This is a genomic window from Peribacillus sp. TH16 (genome assembly GCF_016651095.1).
GTDB classification, from domain to species: domain Bacteria; phylum Bacillota; class Bacilli; order Bacillales; family DSM-1321; genus Peribacillus; species Peribacillus butanolivorans.
Map to the genome: position 1 here is coordinate 261,249 of NZ_JAEKEM010000011.1, position 20,078 is coordinate 281,326.

Here is a 20,078-nt window from a genome sequence, read left to right on the forward strand (position 1 = left end):
TTCAATGAATATTCCGAAAATCCCACTGGGAGCTTGGGTCGATTCTTTAGTGGATTGGATAACTATTGTATTTGCTGGATTATTTACACTTATTACGAATGGGATTGAGGGTCTATTGGATATCCTGGTCGATGTAATGAGTGCGGGACCATCCATCGTGTTAATCATCGTCCTAACCCTTCTGGTTACCTATACAAGCAGATGGCCATTAGGGATATTTACTTTTATTAGCTTACTATTGATCGATAATCTTGGTTATTGGGAATCGAGCATTCAAACACTGGCTATCGTTATATTGTCAGGATTCCTAACCATCCTTATAGGGATACCGATCGGAATATGGTGTGCCCAAAATAAAACGGTGCGCAAGATCGTTACCCCAATCTTGGATTTCATGCAAACGATGCCTGCATTCGTTTATTTGATTCCTTCGATATTATTCTTTGGAATAGGGGTAGTGCCGGGGATCATTGCGTCATTCATTTTCGCAATCGCACCGACGATCCGTATGACCAATCTTGGGATTCAGGAAGTGCCCAATGATTTGATCGAGGCATCGGATGCTTTTGGTTCGACCAGCAGCCAAAAGTTATTCAAGGTACAAATACCATTGGCTACTCCAACAATCATGGCAGGCGTTAACCAAAGCATCATGCTGGCACTATCCATGGTAGTTACAGCTTCATTGGTTGGAGCACCCGGACTTGGGGCGGATGTCTACCGGGCTGTTAGCCAAATAAATGTTGGGCAAGGATTTGAAGCAGGTTTATCCATCGTAATCATTGCAATCATACTCGATCGTATCACGCAAAACCTTCGTAAACCAGCTTACGAACATATCGTTAGCCGGAAAATCATTTTTACAATACTGGCCCTACTAGTTGTGGGTACTGCACTATTCAGTACTTTTACAAAAGATACGGCTGTAAAAGGGGATAAAAATAGTTTTGCTGCCAAAGCCAATTATGAAATCATCGGAATTGAACCTGGAGCAGGATTGATGAAGTTGACTAAAACGGCTATAGATGATTATAAGCTGGATGATTGGAAGTTGGTTGAAGGGTCTTCAGCGGCAATGGTTGCTGAATTGAAAAAAGCGATTGATAAAAAAGAACCAATCGTGGTTACAGGATGGTCACCGCATTGGATGTTCTCGAAATATGACTTGAAATATCTCGAAGATCCGAATGAATCCTTTGGCGGGGCTGAAAATATTAATTCGATTGCCAGAAAAGGCCTTGAGCAAGATGCCCCAGGCGCTTATAAAATTCTTGATCAATTCTTCTGGGATACTAAAGATATGGAAGATGTAATGGTCAAAGTTACTGAAGGTATGTCTCCTTCAGAAGCAGCAGAAAAATGGATAAAAGAAAATCAGGACAAAGTATCCGAATGGACCAAAGGTGCTGAATCAGGAAATGGTGAAAAAATCAAACTGGTTTATGTTGCATGGGACACTGAAATTGCCAGCACAAATGTGATTGGCAAGGTTCTGGAACAGAATGGTTATGACGTAACATTAAGTCAAGTTGAAGTCGGACCAATGTTTGCCGGCGTTGCAAACGGAAGTGCGGACGCAATGGTGGCTGCATGGCTCCCGGGTACACATCTTGAATACTATAATAAGTATAAAGATGACATGGTTGACCTTGGACCAAATCTAAAAGGAACAAAAAATGGTCTGGTCGTACCAGATTATGTCGATATTGATTCAATTGAAGATTTGAAATAAGAAAAAACGAGGGATTTTCGGACATGAAAATTCCTCGTTTTTTTTGTGATGAGAATGTTTTAGGGAGGAAGTGAGCCTAAAATGTTGAATTAAAAGAGTTTAAACTTTAATAATTACATGCACTAATTAATGATTGCTGGCTAAAGGGAAGTGTATAAAGAGAAAAAGAATAAACGAATCCTAATTAATAGAAACAAATTTATTTTTCAATTCCTCTTCAGATACCACGATTTTACCTCGCAAATCTTCGGAAAGTAATACATAGCTTTTCACTCCTATGAACTCTGAATCGGAAATAATAAAGAACTTTGTTCCCTTTTTGTACGTAGAAGGATAATCTTCAATTAACTTTAACATCTTCATCTTTTTTCCACCTTGAATATCCATTAACTAATTAGAATGTAACAACTTTCTTTATACTGGTAACCTCATATTAACTATCTATTTATAGCCTTCAACTATTTGGCCTATTTTAAAAATGAAATCACGGATATTGAATTTAAATAAATATCTTTGAATTAATAATCCAATATAAGTATTTACTAGTCAAGAATACATTTAAGTAAATATCTTTAAATATTTTAAGAAATCAGATGAAAACCGGCAAGGTGAGGTTCACCAACTGGATCACCCAACAAGGTTGTACCATTTTGGATCATTTCTTTCATGTATTTACTGCTAAATTGTGGGGATTATCTGTTTTTCTTTTTAATTGTCTATTATAAATATTCTTAAACTTTCCGTGGAATAACCTTTAATTGAATGCTAAAATTTAGTTGGAAAACCGGTTTCTCTAATACATAAGAAAAGAAAAAATGGGATGTAACGGATGTAGATGTATCCAATCACTAGGGTGCTTCCAAAGTAACTGTATTGTAAGATCCAGTGTTTGTATAAGAAATTTTGTCAACGGTACTATCATCGTAATCCGTTTAAAAAGAAAGTGGGAAAATATATGAAACCAATAATATTTGATGTTGATACTGGGGTTGATGATGCCTTAGCGATGGCATACGCATTAAACTCTCCTGAATTGGACGTGCTAGGCTTTACAACTTGCTTTGGTAACGTGTCCGTAGCTGAATCGACTCGTAATACGCTGGCAGTTTTGGAAAAGGTAGAAAAGAATATTCCTGTTTATAAAGGAGCCAATCAAACATTGGTGCGTGGAATGAAGAAAAAGTATCCAAAGCATGTTCATGGAGAAGACGGTTTAGGAAATACACTTAAGAATGAACCAACTATTCAAGCATCACCGGGAAATGCAACCGATTTTATAATCAATCAGGTGAAAAGTCGCCCTCATGAAATAACGATTATTGCAGTTGGACCATTAACTAACATCGCTTTGGCCATTAAAAAAGCACCAGAAATTATTTCACTTGTTAAAGAGGTAGTGATAATGGGTGGTGCAGTAAAAGTACCAGGCAACGTAACGCCTTACGCTGAAGCCAATATCGTATCTGATCCTGAATCAGCTGATTATTTGTTTTCCTCAGGGATACCAGTCACCGTTGTGGGACTTGATGTAACACATCAAACGTTTTTACTAAGATCAAAGCTTGATGAATGGCGTTCGACTGGAAAAGGGACTGCCCAATTCTTTGCAGAAATGACCGAATTTTATATGAAGTCTTATGAAACTTTCAATCCAGGTATTGGAGGTTGTGCTCTTCATGATCCACTCGCAGTTGGAGTTGTGATTGATCCAAGTTTTGTGACTACAGAATGGATGAACGTTAAGGTTGTGACTGAAGGAGAAGAGACAGGTAGAACAATCGGTCAACATGAAGGTGTGGCAAGGATTCGCGTCTGTACAAAAGTAGATGCAGATCGATTTGTGAAACATTTCTTGGAACGAGTTATATAAGGACATGGACTCATGATGTGAGGCTCTAGCTTTGAACTTTAAAGAATATCGATTACTCTGCATGGGGATTACTAGTTAAGAGATATGCTCCGTTTGATACTTTTCAAAGTTAGCGGTTTTAACGTTTCATATTCACCTAAGGATCGTTTTAATCAACGGCTATAGGTAATAAATCAGCATTATATTTGCTGGAAAAAGGACATCCTTTCATTTGGATGTCCTTTTTCGATTTTCTTTCTGAAATGTTTTCATGAGCAGTTTCAAAATAAACATTTTTATGATCTAGAATTGATTACAGGTAACGCACAGTATTTTTAAGAGTGCGGGTGGAGTCCAACTTAATACTACAATCTCTTTAGGGAAAACACTTAAACGATATTGGCTTTTTTGTTTTTTTAAAATTTAATCAATCGTTTGATTAATAAATAATTGGAAGGATTAGTGAAAGTCTAAGGTTACTATTTTATGGGGAAAAGAAATGTATTTTCCATAATAGTCACGTATTCATGGGCATAAAGTTTTTATACTTATAAAACATGTAAAATAGTTGGCACTCGGGTGGTCTTCTTTTTTTGGAAAAAACAACAATGTAGTATAACGGAGCCTAAATAAAAAGGAAACCATTTAACTAAAGTTAAATGGTCCTTTGAAATAAATTTCAAAACTAATGTTTTTATAAGCTGTGTTTTTACTTTCAATGAAGTTCTCACATTGCTTTAAAAGGTATGTGAATACCTGTGTTCTTAAAACAGCCATACGGCTGTTTTTTTGCTACATACCTAGAAAGGTTTTAAGAATTCCTAAAAGAAGGGCGACTGCTAAGACCCATATAAAGAATTTTTTATACATGATCATTACCTCGAATTTTTTATGATTAGATTGCATTCATCTTAGCATAAAGATGAAAGAAGAGCAGGTGGTTCGTTATTTGCAAAGGGAGACCTTAAAAGAGAAATATAAGGGATTAGCGATGGAGGGCAGCTGCTCCAGGAGAGTGTGTGGTTGTAGTGATGGACTTAGGGAAGCAGAGGTAAAAAAGGAAAGGATGATCCAAGAACTTTGGAACATCCTTCTTTCGCATTATTTAAATAAGTCTGGATAAATGGTCTTTGCTGCGAGTTCTACAGCTTCACCAATCCTTGGCCCAGGACGTGACATAATATTTTCATCAAGTAGATAGACTTGATCATTTTTCACGGCGTTGATATCTTCCCAGCCTTTACGGGATTTAATTTCATCAACAGCATCATCTGCAAAGGTAGCAGTTGTAATGATAGCATTAGGGTTTCGTTTGACAATTTCTTCATCTGAAACCTTAACCCAGCCTTTTTGGTCGGCAAAGATGTTTTCAATGCCTGCAGTTTTTAGAATTTCTTGTTGGAAGGTTTCCGCTCCTGTTGTATAGATTTCTGGAGCTGGACTAATTTCAAAATAGGTTTGTTCCTTTTCATCTAATGTTTCAATTTTTTCCTCAACACTTGTAATTTGGGTTTGGATATCTTTCACCAATTCTTCGCCTTTTTCAGCTACGCCCATGACTTCAGCAATTTGCCCAATATCCCCATATACATCATCAAAATTTGTCGCGGATTTAATAATGAATACTGGGATTCCAGCATCTTCAAGTGGTTTCATCGTCGTTTCATCACCAATGGTATAAGCAATAATGGCATCTGGTTTTAAGGAAATAATTTTCTCTGCATTGATATTCACCGAATCGGAAACATGTTCAATATCCTTTGCTTCTTCTGGATAATTATCGAAGTCGGTCACGCCAACGACCTTATCTCCCAGCCCTAGTTCAAATAAAATTTCTGTATTACTTGGTTGAAGTGAAACTACTGTTTCCGGAACTTTATCAAATTTTATTTTCTTTCCAGTATCATCGGTAACGGTATAGGCTTTGACTTCTTCTGTCTTATTAGTGTCTTTCTTTTCCTTTGCCGTCTGGTCATCCGTTACTCCACATCCGGTAAGGAAAAGGGCAAGTATCAAGGTGGAAATCCAACTAAATCGTATGCTTCTCTTCATTATTTATTCCTCCGTTTTCTTCTTCATGGGTTTGGTTGGGTATGATTTACTGATAAAAGGAATCTCCTCAATACCATGTTGCTTATTGACGTAGACAGCCATCACGAATAGAACATTTGCAAGCAAATGGGCGTAATCAAAGAGAATTTCAGGGATTTCTATTTCTAAACTAACCTTGTGTAAAGCACGGACCGACTTTTTGGCTTCACTACGGCAAGTATGCAGAACACAGGCGGCGGTTGAACCTTGCGGAAGCACGAATGTCTCAATATGCTCTTTAACTTCTGCGACATAATGGTCGTAGATGGCACTTAGACGTTTCAGATCATTGTCGGTAATGGCCAATTTCCCACGGACTGAACCATTTAAATGATAAGCCATCGGCAACAATTCCATTAAATCTCGGTATACATCCGGAACATCCTTTGTAAGCGAGGCGGCCAAGCCAATTTGTGTCGTCAAAGAGTCGGTACGTATTTCATAATCGACGGTAGACTCGGATTCGCGCATGTATGGATAGCATAAAAAACGAAAATCCTTTTTTGCCATAACTCTTCCTCCTCTTCATAGTTAGATGAATCACCTCAGTATCGCTTTTCTCAGCAAAAGAAAAAGCCGACCAAGGGCATTGGTCGGCATCAATCACCTATGTATCTGTAACAGAAAAAGATGGAAGATTGCCGTACAATCCTCCTATCTTCCGAAGAGCATAATACGATAAAAAAGGCAGGTCTCCTGGCCCGTGCGTCATTTTACTCTAAGAACCTTCCCATTTGAACAGGATGAATGGTTATCGATGTGAATCTTTATCCTCAAACAGTGGTATTTATCTTATTTCATTAGCACTTACAGTTGCGGAAACAGCTTCGGTTTTACACCAAATTCCCTATTAAGCTGACAAGTCAGCACCTTTTTCTGCAAGGTTTATATTCACTTAGCAACAGTTTACCATACCTTTTTCCTAAAGCAGTATGAATATTTTTAGAGAAATTCGTTTATGGTTTGCGAATTATCTAGTAAACTTACAATGTAAGGTTTAATTGGATGTTAATGTAAAACGCATATCGAGTATAAAGAATATATAATAGGTGTTATATAAGAGTAATAGGGTAATCTCAGGAGGTAGAGTATGATTTATAAGCAGGTAAATCAAAAACTGGAAAAGATTTTAGGGAATATTGAAAAAGTGATTATTGGAAAACGAGATATAGCAGAACTGAGCATCGTAGCACTTCTTTCTGGGGGGCATGTTTTATTGGAGGATGTTCCTGGTGTAGGTAAGACTGTCATGGTCAGAGCACTGGCAAGATCGATAGGCGCAAACTTTAAGCGTATACAATTCACACCTGATTTACTACCTTCAGATGTAACGGGTGTTTCAATTTTCAATCCAAAGGAACAAGAATTTATTTTTAGACCAGGACCAATCATGGGCCATATTATTTTAGCCGATGAGATAAACCGGACCTCGCCGAAAACACAATCTGCCTTGCTTGAAGCAATGGAAGAGGCAAGTGTGACGGTTGATGGGGTTACAAGGGGATTGGAGAAACCCTTTTTCGTTATGGCAACACAAAATCCCATTGAGTACGAAGGAACATACCCACTTCCAGAGGCGCAATTGGATCGTTTTCTATTAAAAATGAAAATGGGCTATCCGGGTGTTGACGAAGAAATTGAGGTTTTGCATCGAGCTCAATATGCCGCACCACTTGAAGAGTTAGAATCTGTTATTACTTTAGAGGAATTAATAGCTTTACAGGAAGAGGCTAAAGCAGTGATAGTGGATGACACGATAAAGCGGTATATTGTTAATTTGGCTAATCGATCTCGTACGCATGAGAGAGTATATTTAGGGGTGAGTCCACGTGGATCGATTGCATTGATGAAGGCGGCCCAAGCTTATGCACTTTTGCAGGGCAGAGATTATGTTCTACCGGATGATGTGCAATATTTAGTACCGTTCGTGTTTGCCCACAGACTTATCCTGAAGCCAGAAGCGAATTATGAGGGAGTGGATGCTGGCATGGTGATTCACGAGATTGTCGCGACGATTCAAGTGCCTGTGAAGAGAGCTGTGACCTAATGCGGAACTTGATCAGCATCTTAAAGGAAAACATGAGTGTGATTGGCTTGTTATTACTTATAGCGATTTCCTTTTCTTTTGCGATGTTTCAAGGCGGTTTTGTCAGTTGGTTTATTTTTTATACATTTTTGCCGTTCGCTGTGTACTCTACGATTCTACTTTTTTATCCGATTAATAACATTATCGTTGAGAGAAAGGTCAGTAAAAGAGAATGCCGAGCAGGCGATTCTGTAGAAATAGCTTTAACTGTTACCCGTAAAAACAGGCTGCCTCTTTTATATTTGATGGTAGAGGAAGAGTTGCCGAAGGAATTGGAAAATAGGGGGATGCAAAGAAAAACACTTGTCTTTCCTGGTTTCAGGCATACATTCAGTATGACATATACTTTGAACAATTTGCCACGGGGTGAGCATACATTTCAAACAATCCGTTTCAGGACAGGAGACTTTTTTGGCGTCTTTGAAAAGGAAGCGACATATAGTTCACCTTTAAAAATCACTGTTTTCCCTTCATATCATGAGCTTACCTACAGAGATCTTGAGCGTGTATTCAATCAGGGACAAGTGGGATCAACAAAAAAAACACAGCGAGAACAATCAGTAGTATCTGGAGTTAGAGAGTATCAGCCAGGTGATCAGTTATCCTGGATTAACTGGAAGGCAACGGCTAGAACAAGTGAAATCATGACAAAGGAATTTGAAGTTCAGAAAAACCGTGATGTGTTTATCATACTTGATAATCAGGAATCGCTTTTCTTCGAAGAAGCAATTGTAATGACGGCTTCCTTTGTACATGCCATGTTAAAAAAAGGCATAGAGATTGGTTTCGCTAGTACGGGATCGAGGCAAATCTTACCGACTGGAGGAGGCAATAACCAGAAACGAAAGATTTTTTACCGCCTTGCTAAAGAAAAACCGAGTAGGATAACCACTTGGATCGGGATCATAAGGAAGGAAATTCTGCCGGCCAACGCAGCTGTGATTTTCATTGTCTCGGAATTAACATTAGAAAAGGTAGAAGTATTGAGTGCATTCCGCGCTAATCAAGGATTAACGTTGTTTTGTGTGAAAAACCCAGCAGACTTTACAGATGAGGAAAAAAAATCAAGAGCCGCAGCAGTATCACGGGGAATAAAGGTTTGCTTTCTTGAACAGGGGTATCTGCAACACGACAGACGAGAGGTGATGATGAAATGAATGTTTCAACCCCCTTGTTGGAAAAGTGGATGCATGTTCTTCTGTATACCTTTGGTCTGTTGTTGATCACAGAATGGTTAAGGCCTGTTGAGAAACTCACGGATACAGGGAATATTGTTGTTTTTGTTCTGTTTGTGATTTTTTCCCTACTACTGCATTATTTCCACTTCCATTGGCTAATCCGCTGTACCCTCTTAAGTGTTTATATAATGATTTCAGTACAGTTTCTTCATTCGAAAACCGCTTTATTTGAATTTTCATGGTTTAAAGGCAATCTGCTTGATTTTACAGCCAATCTATCAAATATATACGATGGCAAATGGGAGTTACTTTCAAATCCATTTCGAACTTTTCTATTTTTCTTGCTTCTTTGGCTTGTGACATATTTGATTCATTACTGGGTGATGGTGAAGCAAAGTATCTTTTTCTTTTTTATGTTAACGGTGATTTTTATATCGATACTTGATACATTTACTCCCTATGATGGTGATAAGGCAATGATAAGAATCATCATAATTGGTTTTGCAATGCTCGGTCTGCTGGCCTTGATGCGTCTGTCCATTCAGGAGCAGCTTAGGTTTTCAAGGGCTCCTATCAAGAAATGGATCTTGATCCTAACGGTGATGATTTTGATAAGTGTCCTTTTCGGTTTTGGTGCCCCTAAGTTCTCTCCACAATGGCGGGATCCAGTTCCGTATATTACTTCTTATTCAGATAAAGTGATGAAAGAAGATAGTAGTTCCACAGACAAAAGGGTGGGGTATGATGAAGATGATTCGGAACTTGGCGGATCGATAGAGCCAGATAGTTCTATTGTCTTTTATAACAATGCTCCTGCAGGTCATTACTGGAAAGTGGAGAACAAAGATGTCTATACTGGAAAAGGATGGGTTTCCTTAGAGGGAATAGACTTTTTTACTTTTTCTAACGGCCAGGAAATGACTTCGTTAAATACTTACGATATTCCGGAGATAGTAAAAGCAGATGAAATGTCAGCGAGAGTATCCATGATGGAATTGTATTCTCATATTCTTCATCCGCAGTCAGGTTATTTAAAAAAGGTCAAGGGTAAAAAAGGAAAAGAGTTCAAGTTTTATAAGGATATGGACAAAATCATATCCGAAAAGGAAGACGGCGAAAGCCTTCTATTGAAAGAATATGAAATGACCTATGATATGCCGAGGTTTGATATGGCTAAGCTAAGGAAGGTCACAGAGCCGGATGAAACGATGGGTGTCTTAATGGATAAAAATACTCAGCTTCCAGAGGGCTTACCTAATCGAATATATGAATTGGCATCGCAGCTTACAATTAATGAAACAAATTGGTACGATAAAGCGAAAGCCATTGAAAATTATTTTGATGGTCCTGATTTTGTTTATTCAAAGGATGATGTTGCGTATCCGGAGGCAAATCAAGATTATGTCGATCAATTTTTATTCGAGACCCAGATTGGATATTGCGACAACTATTCAACTGCAATGGTCGTCTTACTACGTGCCGCCAATATACCGGCTAGGTGGGTAAAGGGTTATACTGAAGGAGAAAAATCAATTTATAAGGGTGAATCCGTTTATAAGGTAACGAATAATAATGCTCATTCCTGGGTAGAAGTTTATTTTTCTGGAATTGGCTGGGTTCCCTTTGAACCAACAAAGGGATTCACTGGAGAAGTTGAATTTTACAATTCGGACTTGAAACAGGATGATATAAAGAATTCGGAGACGGACACTCCAGCTAATGCAGAGCAGAAAAAGATGGAGACTAGTGAACGTCATGATACCCCTGATAAGGATACTCAATCATCTAGAGACAGGTTTGTGGGAAGCCAGGAAGGAATCTTGAAATGGACTTCTATCACTCTCATAAGTTTGCTGATGCTTGTGACAATTGGTTATTTCTCTAGAAGGAAGTGGATTCCGCACCTGCAGATTCTCCGCTATAAAAAGAAATCTGGCTCTCATTTTACGACGGCCTATGTATTATTATTGAAACAATTAAAACGTGCTGGTTTAGCACGTCCGGAAGGGCAAACATTAAGGGAGTACGCCGCATATGTGGATGCAGTGTACGGTACAGATGAGATGCAGAAGTTGACAGCTCGTTACGAATTAATAATTTACCGTGGAGACGTTGAAAATGGCGAATGGGAGCACTTACAAATCGGTTGGGAAAGCTTAATGAAAAAAACTAGCTCTTGACCAGCTTTTTATTATATTGATACAATAACTTAAACTAATATATCCTTCATATATCCTCGATAATATGGATCGAAAGTTTCTACCGAATCACCGTAAATGATTTGACTATGAAGGCGGATTTTAACTGGAAAGCTGAAAATCTGCCTTCGTCTGTACTTTTTGTGTATTTTTGAGGGTGGATTTTTAGTTTTTCTTTTTTTATGATAATATTTTTTATAAGAAACTATCACTCGATTTTTTGGGTGAATTACATTGATAGAGGTGACGTTTGTGCCGGGGAAAACAGAATTGCAAAAAAACCAGGAAATGATCGTAGTACTTGATTTCGGAAGCCAATATAATCAATTGATTACTCGTCGTATTCGTGAATTTGGTGTGTACAGTGAGCTTCATCCTCATACAATTACAGCAGAAGAAATTCTAAAAATGAATCCAACTGGGATTATTTTTTCAGGCGGTCCGAACAGTGTGTATGATGCATCTGCATTTGGGTGCGATGAGCGCATTTTCGAATTAGGTCTGCCGATTTTCGGTATTTGTTATGGTATGCAGCTAATGACGAAACATTTTGGCGGAAAAGTGGAGCCAGCTAAAAACCGTGAATACGGAAAAGCAACACTTGCCATTCAAAATGATTCTAAGTTATTCGGCGATCTGCCAAAAGAACAAATTGTCTGGATGAGCCATGGTGATTTAGTTGTCGAAACGCCTGAAGGTTTCACCATCGATGGAACGAACCCATCTTGCCCGATCTCAGCTATGAGTGATGAGTCACGTAAATTGTATGCAGTACAATTCCATCCAGAAGTACGTCATTCTGTATACGGAAATGATATTTTGAAAAATTTCGTATTTGGCGTTTGTGGCTGCAAAGGCGACTGGTCCATGGAAAACTTCATTGAAGTCGAAATGGAAAAAATCCGTCAAACGGTCGGAGATAAAAAAGTACTATGCGCTTTGAGCGGCGGAGTGGATTCATCAGTTGTTGCTGTATTGATCCATAAGGCAATTGGCGATCAGTTAACATGTATTTTCGTTGATCATGGATTGCTGCGTAAAGGGGAAGCCGAAGGTGTAATGAAAACATTCAGTGAAGGCTTTAATATGAACGTAATTAAAGTCGATGCAGCTGAGCGTTTCCTTTCGAAACTTGCTGGCGTTTCCGATCCGGAACAAAAACGGAAAATTATCGGTAATGAGTTCATCTACGTATTCGATGATGAAGCAACGAAGCTTGAAGGTATTGATTTCCTTGCACAAGGAACACTTTACACAGACATTATTGAAAGTGGTACGGCTACTGCACAAACAATTAAATCGCATCATAATGTTGGCGGTCTGCCGGAAGATATGCAATTTAAACTGATTGAGCCATTGAATACTCTATTCAAGGATGAAGTGCGTGCACTTGGAAGTGAAATGGGGATTCCAGATGAAATCGTTTGGCGTCAGCCGTTCCCTGGACCAGGTTTAGGTATTCGTGTATTAGGGGAAATATCGGATGAAAAACTTGAAATCGTTCGTGAATCTGATCATATCTTACGTGAAGAAATTAAAAATAATGGTTTGGAACGTGAAATCTGGCAGTACTTCACGGTGCTTCCTAATATCCGTAGTGTAGGGGTAATGGGCGATGCTCGTACGTATGATTACACAATTGGTATTCGTGCGGTTACATCCATTGACGGAATGACTTCAGATTGGGCTAGAATTCCATGGGATGTACTTGAAATCATCTCAACAAGAATCGTTAATGAAGTAAACCACGTAAACCGCGTCGTGTATGACATTACGTCTAAGCCACCTGCAACAATTGAGTGGGAATAGAATAAAAACATCTGATCAGTGAAGGGTTTAACCTTCACTGATTTTTTTATTTAAGTTAAGTTGCTCTATTTATCCAGTTTTAGCATGATTCGTTTATTAAAATAGGTTTCCTAGACTAGTGAAAAAGGGGAAGGATAGGTTGAATGCTTACATTTTACGTATGTTTATGGGTGTATAATCATTATAATTAGGACCAAAAGCGAACATTGTCTAAAATTACATATAAAATATTCGTTTAAGATATTGACGATTATTTTTGTGACTGGTACACTATACCTATAATAATAAAAAACATAATTGTCGTATAATATTGGGGATATGGCCCAAAAGTTTCTACCAAGCTGCCGTTAACAGCTTGACTACGATGTGAATGAATTGGTGAGTTAGGATAACTGCCACTTCTTTACATATTAGTAGTCAAGCCCGGTTCGGAAGCGAATGGGGCATTTTCCTTTTGGCTTACGATTCTATGATAGGGGAGACTCATAATGAAGAATTACTTTCGGTTTAATGAACTGGGAACTAATTATCGTCGGGAAATACTGGGTGGTTTAACAACGTTCCTTTCTATGGCGTATATCCTGGTTGTAAACCCTGTGATGTTAACTTTACAAAGCATCGAGGACTACCCAGATGAATTAAGAATGGATTACGGAGCAGTTTTTGCCGCGACAGCCTTAGCCGCTGCGATAGGTTCAATACTGATGGGGCTCATAGCCAGGTATCCAATATCTCTTGCTCCAGGTATGGGCTTGAATGCATTCTTTGCTTTTACCGTTGTACTTGGTTTTGGAATACCATGGCAGACAGCTCTAACAGGAGTTTTGATCTCAGGGATAATCTTCGTTCTACTGTCTCTATCAGGAATACGAGAGAAAATTATTAATGCAATTCCAGTTGAATTGAAATATGCCGTTGGAGCGGGTATTGGCTTGTTCATTACCTTTGTAGGGTTCCAAAATGCAGGAATTATTACGAATGATGATAGCGTGCTTGTCGGTCTAGGTGACCTAACATCAGGAAATACTTTATTAGCTGTGTTCGGGATTGTCGTAACTGTTATATTAATGACAAAAGGCGTAAAAAGCGGCGTGTTCATAGGGATGGTCATTACGGCTATCGCAGGAATGATATTTGGACAAGTGCCGGTTCCAGATAAAATAATCGGGGCAGTTCCAAGCATTGCACCAACATTTGGAGTTGCATTTGATGCATTCGGAAATCCAGGTGAGCTATTCACTGGTCAAATGTTAATCGTTATTTTAACCTTCTTATTTGTAGCGTTCTTTGATACAGCAGGTACGTTAGTGGCTGTTGCTCAGCAAGCAGGTTTGATGAAGGATAATATTCTTCCGAGAGTAGGTAAAGGGTTGCTTGCTGATTCTCTATCCATCGTTTCAGGTGCAATTCTAGGAACATCAACTACAACATCTTATGTAGAGTCAACATCGGGTGTTGCTGCTGGTGCCCGAAGCGGTTTTGCAGCTGTGGTTACAGGTTTGCTATTTGTCCTATCCCTTTTCTTCTTCCCGCTTCTTTCCGTTGTGACATCAGCGGTAACTGCGCCAGCGTTGGTTATAGTGGGTGTATTAATGGCATCCTCACTTAAAAACATTGACTGGCATAAGTTTGAAGTGGCAGTACCAGCCTTCTTCACAGTTATCATGATGCCGATGACATATTCGATTGCAACAGGGATTGCTTGTGGTTTTATCTTTTATCCCATCACGATGTCAATGAAAGGGAGAGCGAAAGAAGTTCATCCAATTATGTGGGGTCTTGGAGTCGTCTTCCTTCTATACTTTATTTTCTTGAAGTAATAATAAGAGCAAGTGAGAAGGGTCCCGTTTATGGGGCCCTTCTTTCATGTTGTAAGGGAAAGGTCAATTCGTGTATAGTAAAAGTACCAAGTATTTTATCCGGTATAGGACATATGGATGATTTTTCGAAAAAATGAGGGAGAATAATGAATGGTTTTATCGTTGAAAAGGTTTTGAACAATAACGTGGTAATTGCCACTCATTCGTCGTATGGTGAAGTCGTTTCAATTGGAAAGGGCATAGGATTCAACCGAAAGAAAGGCGAAGAATTAAGTCCAGATCTTGCAGAGAAAACGTTTGTTTTAAAAAATGTGAAAGAACAGGAAAGCTACAAAAAGCTTTTGCCAAAGATTGATCAAAATCTGCAAGCAGCAATAATAGAATCCATTCATCTTATTAACAATCGAGTGTCAGGGAAACTTAATGAACATATACATGTCGGATTAACCGATCATTTACTGTTCGCCCTTCAGCGTGTTTCACAAGGAATGACTATTAAAAACCCATTCTTAAAAGAAACGATAACCCTCTATCCTTTTGAACATGATATTGCAGTTGATGTCATTGACCTAATCGAAGATAAGACAGGTATAGGACTGCCACAAGGTGAAATTGGTTTTATTACGCTTCATATTCATAGTGCAATAGCGAATAAAGACCTCTCGGAAGTCAATCAGCACTCGCAACTAATTTATCATCTTATCCAAGTCGTTGAAGAACAGTTGGAAGTACAAATTAATAAGGATAGCGTTGATTATACGCGTCTGGTTCGTCATTTAAGGTTCATGATAGACCGTGTAATGGCAGGGGAAGAGGTAGACGAACCTGAAAAAATCGCATTGCTATTGAAAGAAGAATATCCATTGTGTTACAATATTTCATGGAAGCTAATAAAAATTATGCAACAGAAATTAGGCAAACCGGTTTTTGATGCGGAAGCTGTCTATCTAACGATGCATATTCAACGATTGCAAAAGAAAATTAAATAAAAATACATTAACTTACGTGTTACTGATTCGATCAGGCATAAGTGAGGAGAATGATTGTTCTGAAAGAGGGTATTATATACCTGAATTTTCATTTCAATCCTATCTTTGCTTATGCCTTTTTTGTATTCCAAAATCAGACACATAAGAGGATGAATTCAGTCATTATAATGTAAACGTTTTTATTAGCCTAAAAACAGTATAGAGGAGGAAAACCTATGTTTAAGAAGTTGTTTGGTGTTTTGCAAAAAATCGGAAAAGCTTTGATGCTTCCTGTGGCAATTTTACCAGCGGCCGGAATTTTGCTCGCGTTTGGTAATGCATTGCAAAACGAAACTTTGTTGGATATCGCTCCGTTTCTTGCAAGTGGTGGAGTAGAAATGGTCGCATCGGTTATGGAGAATGCCGGAAATATTATTTTTGGAAATCTTCCGCTATTGTTTGCTGTGGGGGTCGCAATTGGGTTAGCTGGTGGAGATGGTGTTGCCGGGCTGGCAGCGATCATCGGGTTCTTGATTATGAATGTAACAATGGGAACGGTACTTGGAATTGATGCTGCTGACATTGAGAACAATGGTGCTGTGTATAGCAATGTTCTTGGAATTCCAACTTTGGGAACGGGCGTCTTCGGCGGTATTATTGTCGGTGTCATGGCTGCAATAATGTATAATAAATTTTATGAAATTGAACTTCCTTCTTATTTAGGATTCTTTGCCGGTAAACGTTTTGTACCCATTGTAACAGCTGCAAGCGCAGTTGTACTTGGGTTGTTGATGATTTTGGTTTGGCCGACGATACAATCAGGGTTAAATGCATTTTCGGAAAATATGTTGGGTGCTAACCTAACTCTTGGAGCATTCGTGTTCGGAGTGGTAGAACGGGCGTTAATTCCGTTTGGATTGCATCATATTTTCTATTCCCCATTCTGGTTTGAATTTGGCAGCTATATCCCTCAAGCTGGTGGGAATCCAGTCAGAGGGGACCAAGCCATCTTCATGGCTCAAATTAAAGATGGAGTACAGAATTTAACAGCTGGTACCTTCATGACTGGTAAGTATCCATTTATGATGTTCGGGTTGCCAGCAGCTGCTTTAGCTATTTATCATGAAGCTCGACCAGAACGAAGGAAAATAGTCGGTGGCTTGATGGCTTCGGCTGCACTTACATCGTTCTTGACTGGGATTACAGAACCACTTGAATTTGCATTCTTATTTGTAGCACCGATACTTTTCGGTATTCATTGTGTGTTTGCTGGTCTTTCTTTCATGACTATGCATTTACTAGATGTGAAAATCGGGATGACGTTCTCAGGTGGTTTAATCGACTACGTACTGTTCGGTTTGATTAATCCTCAAACGAATGCTTGGATTGTTATTCCGGTTGGATTAGTCTTTGCGCTTATCTATTACTTTGGATTCCGATTTGCGATTCGGAAGTTTAATCTTAAAACTCCTGGTCGTGAAGTGGAAGAAGAGGATGAAGAAGAAGGGTCTACAAGTACAGCTGGAAGTCTTCCTGGAGATATCTTAGATGCAATGGGCGGAAAAGAAAACATCGCTCACTTAGATGCATGTATCACCCGCCTGCGTGTGTCAGTAAATAACATTGATAACGTTGATAAAAATAGATTGAAGAAACTTGGTGCGGCAGGGGTACTAGAAGTAGGGAATAACATCCAGGCCATCTTCGGTCCTCGTTCTGAAACAATTAAAGGACAAATGAAAGATATAATTGATGGAAAAAGACCTCGTAAAGTTGAAGTGTCTCCTGAAAAGGGTGTAGAGGATCAAATTGAGGACATTGTTCCAAAACCATTACGGCCAGATACTGGTTCTGAGGGTTTTATTTCACCTATTAAAGGAGAAATCAAACCGATTACCGAGGTGCCTGACGCGGTTTTTGCTGAAAAAATGATGGGTGACGGCTTTGCAATCGTACCGGAGGATGGGTTAGTTGTTTCACCTGTAGATGGAACGATCGTTAATCTGTTCCCGACTAAACATGCAATAGGCATTGTTTCTGATGCGGGACGTGAAATCTTAATACATGTGGGAATAGATACAGTTAAATTAGAAGGTAAAGGCTTCGAAGCACTTGTCGCTCAAGGAGATAAGGTGACAAGCGGACAGCCATTACTTAAAGTGGATATTGAGTATGTCAAAAATAATGCCACTTCTATAATCACGCCAATCGTCTTTACCAACCTTTCTGAAGGAGAAAGCGTGAAGATTGAAAAGAGTGGAAAAGTAGATAAAGAAGAAGCTAACATTATTTCTTTCAATAAATAAGGGTTATGGAACAGGGGGCAACAGTAATAAGTTGCCCCCTGTTTCAATTTATCCAGATTAACAGGATAAGTCTTTAAGGTTAAGATGAAAGATAGGAGATAAAAACCCGATAGTTTAACCTATTTACCTATAAAGAATGATATGGATTTTCATTATATATAGAAGAAGATGAGAGTCAATGAAATAAAATGAAGAAATATCCAAAATTAAATTGACTTGTCTGTATGCAGGTGCTAGTATATTAAATACACCGCTTGAGACAACGACGACAAGAAAGAAAAAAGATGAAACTTGTTGTTGACATGTTGTTTGAAAGGTGTTATGATAATAAAGTCGCTAACAGAGCGGCGAACATATTGCTCTTTGAAAACTGAACAAAACAAAGCGCCAACGTTAATTTTTAAAAGTGAGCACACACTATCAAAAAAAGCAAAATGAGCAAGTCAAACATTTCTTCGGAGAGTTTGATCCTGGCTCAGGACGAACGCTGGCGGCGTGCCTAATACATGCAAGTCGAGCGAATCGATGGGAGCTTGCTCCCTGAGATTAGCGGCGGACGGGTGAGTAACACGTGGGCAACCTGCCTATAAGACTGGGATAACTTCGGGAAACCGGAGCTAATACCGGATACGTTCTTTTCTCGCATGAGAGAAGATGGAAAGACGGTTTCGGCTGTCACTTATAGATGGGCCCGCGGCGCATTAGCTAGTTGGTGAGGTAATGGCTCACCAAGGCGACGATGCGTAGCCGACCTGAGAGGGTGATCGGCCACACTGGGACTGAGACACGGCCCAGACTCCTACGGGAGGCAGCAGTAGGGAATCTTCCGCAATGGACGAAAGTCTGACGGAGCAACGCCGCGTGAACGAAGAAGGCCTTCGGGTCGTAAAGTTCTGTTGTTAGGGAAGAACAAGTACCAGAGTAACTGCTGGTACCTTGACGGTACCTAACCAGAAAGCCACGGCTAACTACGTGCCAGCAGCCGCGGTAATACGTAGGTGGCAAGCGTTGTCCGGAATTATTGGGCGTAAAGCGCGCGCAGGTGGTTCCTTAAGTCTGATGTGAAAGCCCACGGCTCAACCGTGGAGGGTCATTGGAAACTGGGGAACTTGAGTGCAGAAGAGGAAAGTGGAATTCCAAGTGTAGCGGTGAAATGCGTAGAGATTTGGAGGAACACCAGTGGCGAAGGCGACTTTCTGGTCTGTAACTGACACTGAGGCGCGAAAGCGTGGGGAGCAAACAGGATTAGATACCCTGGTAGTCCACGCCGTAAACGATGAGTGCTAAGTGTTAGAGGGTTTCCGCCCTTTAGTGCTGCAGCTAACGCATTAAGCACTCCGCCTGGGGAGTACGGCCGCAAGGCTGAAACTCAAAGGAATTGACGGGGGCCCGCACAAGCGGTGGAGCATGTGGTTTAATTCGAAGCAACGCGAAGAACCTTACCAGGTCTTGACATCCTCTGACAACCCTAGAGATAGGGCGTTCCCCTTCGGGGGACAGAGTGACAGGTGGTGCATGGTTGTCGTCAGCTCGTGTCGTGAGATGTTGGGTTAAGTCCCGCAACGAGCGCAACCCTTGATCTTAGTTGCCAGCATTCAGTTGGGCACTCTAAGGTGACTGCCGGTGACAAACCGGAGGAAGGTGGGGATGACGTCAAATCATCATGCCCCTTATGACCTGGGCTACACACGTGCTACAATGGATGGTACAAAGGGCTGCAAACCTGCGAAGGTAAGCGAATCCCATAAAGCCATTCTCAGTTCGGATTGTAGGCTGCAACTCGCCTACATGAAGCCGGAATCGCTAGTAATCGCGGATCAGCATGCCGCGGTGAATACGTTCCCGGGCCTTGTACACACCGCCCGTCACACCACGAGAGTTTGTAACACCCGAAGTCGGTGAGGTAACCTTTATGGAGCCAGCCGCCTAAGGTGGGACAGATGATTGGGGTGAAGTCGTAACAAGGTAGCCGTATCGGAAGGTGCGGCTGGATCACCTCCTTTCTAAGGATAAATACGAGAGCGCTTTTGTTTTGTTCAGT

The 20,078-nt window shown here is 39.9% G+C and carries 12 protein-coding genes, 1 rRNA gene and 3 riboswitches; of the genes, 10 read left to right on the forward strand and 3 right to left on the reverse strand.

The window, feature by feature from the left end:
* Window positions 1-4 precede the first annotated feature (4 nt).
* A complete protein-coding gene (locus JFV29_RS31300) occupies window positions 5-1,732 on the forward strand; it encodes a glycine betaine ABC transporter substrate-binding protein (protein WP_201188397.1) in 1,728 nt (575 codons plus the stop codon).
* A gap of 180 nt (window positions 1,733-1,912) precedes the next feature.
* Here JFV29_RS31300 and JFV29_RS29870 read toward each other — a convergent pair whose 3' ends face one another.
* Window positions 1,913-2,095 (reverse strand): hypothetical protein, encoded by a 183-nt coding sequence (locus tag JFV29_RS29870; protein WP_056523237.1) that lies wholly within the window; start codon window positions 2,093-2,095, stop codon window positions 1,913-1,915.
* Window positions 2,096-2,687: 592 nt separating this feature from the next.
* Between JFV29_RS29870 and JFV29_RS29875 the strand changes: the two genes are divergently transcribed.
* The gene (locus JFV29_RS29875) at window positions 2,688-3,602 is read left to right on the forward strand and encodes a nucleoside hydrolase (RefSeq protein WP_201188399.1); all 915 of its coding nucleotides are present in this window, start codon (window positions 2,688-2,690) and stop codon (window positions 3,600-3,602) included.
* 1,080 nt (window positions 3,603-4,682) lie between these two features.
* Here JFV29_RS29875 and JFV29_RS29880 read toward each other — a convergent pair.
* A complete protein-coding gene (locus JFV29_RS29880; RefSeq protein WP_201188401.1) occupies window positions 4,683-5,633 on the reverse strand; it encodes an ABC transporter substrate-binding protein in 951 nt (316 codons plus the stop codon).
* A 3-nt stretch (window positions 5,634-5,636) separates the two neighbouring features.
* Window positions 5,637-6,143: a hypothetical protein gene (locus tag JFV29_RS29885; protein ID WP_242486089.1), complete on the reverse strand. Its 507-nt coding sequence runs from the start codon at window positions 6,141-6,143 to the stop codon at window positions 5,637-5,639.
* A gap of 198 nt (window positions 6,144-6,341) precedes the next feature.
* Window positions 6,342-6,561: riboswitch (cobalamin riboswitch) on the reverse strand.
* 201 nt (window positions 6,562-6,762) lie between these two features.
* On the opposite strand from JFV29_RS29885, the gene JFV29_RS29890 reads away from it, so the two are divergent.
* From JFV29_RS29890 to JFV29_RS29925, 8 genes are all read left to right on the forward strand, one after another.
* Window positions 6,763-7,719, forward strand: coding sequence for an AAA family ATPase (locus tag JFV29_RS29890; protein ID WP_053348904.1), 957 nt, complete (start codon window positions 6,763-6,765; stop codon window positions 7,717-7,719).
* Entirely contained in the window at window positions 7,719-8,915 is a 1,197-nt protein-coding gene (locus JFV29_RS29895) for a DUF58 domain-containing protein (protein ID WP_201188405.1), read from the forward strand. The genes JFV29_RS29890 and JFV29_RS29895 overlap by 1 nt, the downstream gene beginning before the upstream one ends.
* Window positions 8,912-11,116, forward strand: a complete 2,205-nt coding sequence (locus JFV29_RS29900; RefSeq protein WP_201188407.1) for a DUF4129 domain-containing transglutaminase family protein — start codon at window positions 8,912-8,914, stop codon at window positions 11,114-11,116. Before JFV29_RS29895 ends, JFV29_RS29900 begins: the two co-directional genes overlap by 4 nt.
* 26 nt (window positions 11,117-11,142) lie before the next feature.
* Window positions 11,143-11,244, forward strand: a riboswitch (purine riboswitch).
* 178 nt (window positions 11,245-11,422) lie between these two features.
* A complete protein-coding gene (gene guaA / locus JFV29_RS29905; protein WP_201188434.1) occupies window positions 11,423-12,943 on the forward strand; it encodes a glutamine-hydrolyzing GMP synthase in 1,521 nt (506 codons plus the stop codon).
* Between the two features lie 280 nt (window positions 12,944-13,223).
* A riboswitch (purine riboswitch) is annotated at window positions 13,224-13,325 on the forward strand.
* Between the two features lie 106 nt (window positions 13,326-13,431).
* Entirely contained in the window at window positions 13,432-14,763 is a 1,332-nt protein-coding gene (locus JFV29_RS29910; protein WP_053348900.1) for an NCS2 family permease, read from the forward strand.
* A gap of 146 nt (window positions 14,764-14,909) precedes the next feature.
* Window positions 14,910-15,752: a glucose PTS transporter transcription antiterminator GlcT gene (gene glcT / locus JFV29_RS29915; RefSeq protein ID WP_201188409.1), complete on the forward strand. Its 843-nt coding sequence runs from the start codon at window positions 14,910-14,912 to the stop codon at window positions 15,750-15,752.
* 215 nt (window positions 15,753-15,967) lie between these two features.
* Window positions 15,968-18,037, forward strand: coding sequence for a glucose-specific PTS transporter subunit IIBC (ptsG, locus tag JFV29_RS29920; protein WP_201188411.1), 2,070 nt, complete (start codon window positions 15,968-15,970; stop codon window positions 18,035-18,037).
* Between the two features lie 452 nt (window positions 18,038-18,489).
* Window positions 18,490-20,040, forward strand: a 16S ribosomal RNA gene (locus JFV29_RS29925).
* The last annotated feature ends 38 nt before the right edge of the window (window positions 20,041-20,078 follow it).

Excerpts from the sequence above, each read along its gene's own strand:
- JFV29_RS29900 (WP_201188407.1), top strand. The coding sequence starts at position 8,912 with ATGAATGTTTCAACCCCCTTGTTGGAAAAGTGGATGCATGTTCTTCTG.
- JFV29_RS29885 (WP_242486089.1), bottom strand. The coding sequence starts at position 6,143 with ATGCGCGAATCCGAGTCTACCGTCGATTATGAAATACGTACCGACTCT.
- JFV29_RS29880 (WP_201188401.1), bottom strand. The coding sequence starts at position 5,633 with ATGAAGAGAAGCATACGATTTAGTTGGATTTCCACCTTGATACTTGCC.
- JFV29_RS29890 (WP_053348904.1), top strand. The coding sequence starts at position 6,763 with ATGATTTATAAGCAGGTAAATCAAAAACTGGAAAAGATTTTAGGGAAT.
- guaA (WP_201188434.1), top strand. The coding sequence starts at position 11,423 with ATGATCGTAGTACTTGATTTCGGAAGCCAATATAATCAATTGATTACT.
- JFV29_RS29910 (WP_053348900.1), top strand. The coding sequence starts at position 13,432 with ATGAAGAATTACTTTCGGTTTAATGAACTGGGAACTAATTATCGTCGG.
- glcT (WP_201188409.1), top strand. The coding sequence starts at position 14,910 with ATGAATGGTTTTATCGTTGAAAAGGTTTTGAACAATAACGTGGTAATT.
- JFV29_RS29875 (WP_201188399.1), top strand. The coding sequence starts at position 2,688 with ATGAAACCAATAATATTTGATGTTGATACTGGGGTTGATGATGCCTTA.
- JFV29_RS29895 (WP_201188405.1), top strand. The coding sequence starts at position 7,719 with ATGCGGAACTTGATCAGCATCTTAAAGGAAAACATGAGTGTGATTGGC.
- JFV29_RS29870 (WP_056523237.1), bottom strand. The coding sequence starts at position 2,095 with ATGAAGATGTTAAAGTTAATTGAAGATTATCCTTCTACGTACAAAAAG.
- ptsG (WP_201188411.1), top strand. The coding sequence starts at position 15,968 with ATGTTTAAGAAGTTGTTTGGTGTTTTGCAAAAAATCGGAAAAGCTTTG.
- JFV29_RS31300 (WP_201188397.1), top strand. The coding sequence starts at position 5 with ATGAATATTCCGAAAATCCCACTGGGAGCTTGGGTCGATTCTTTAGTG.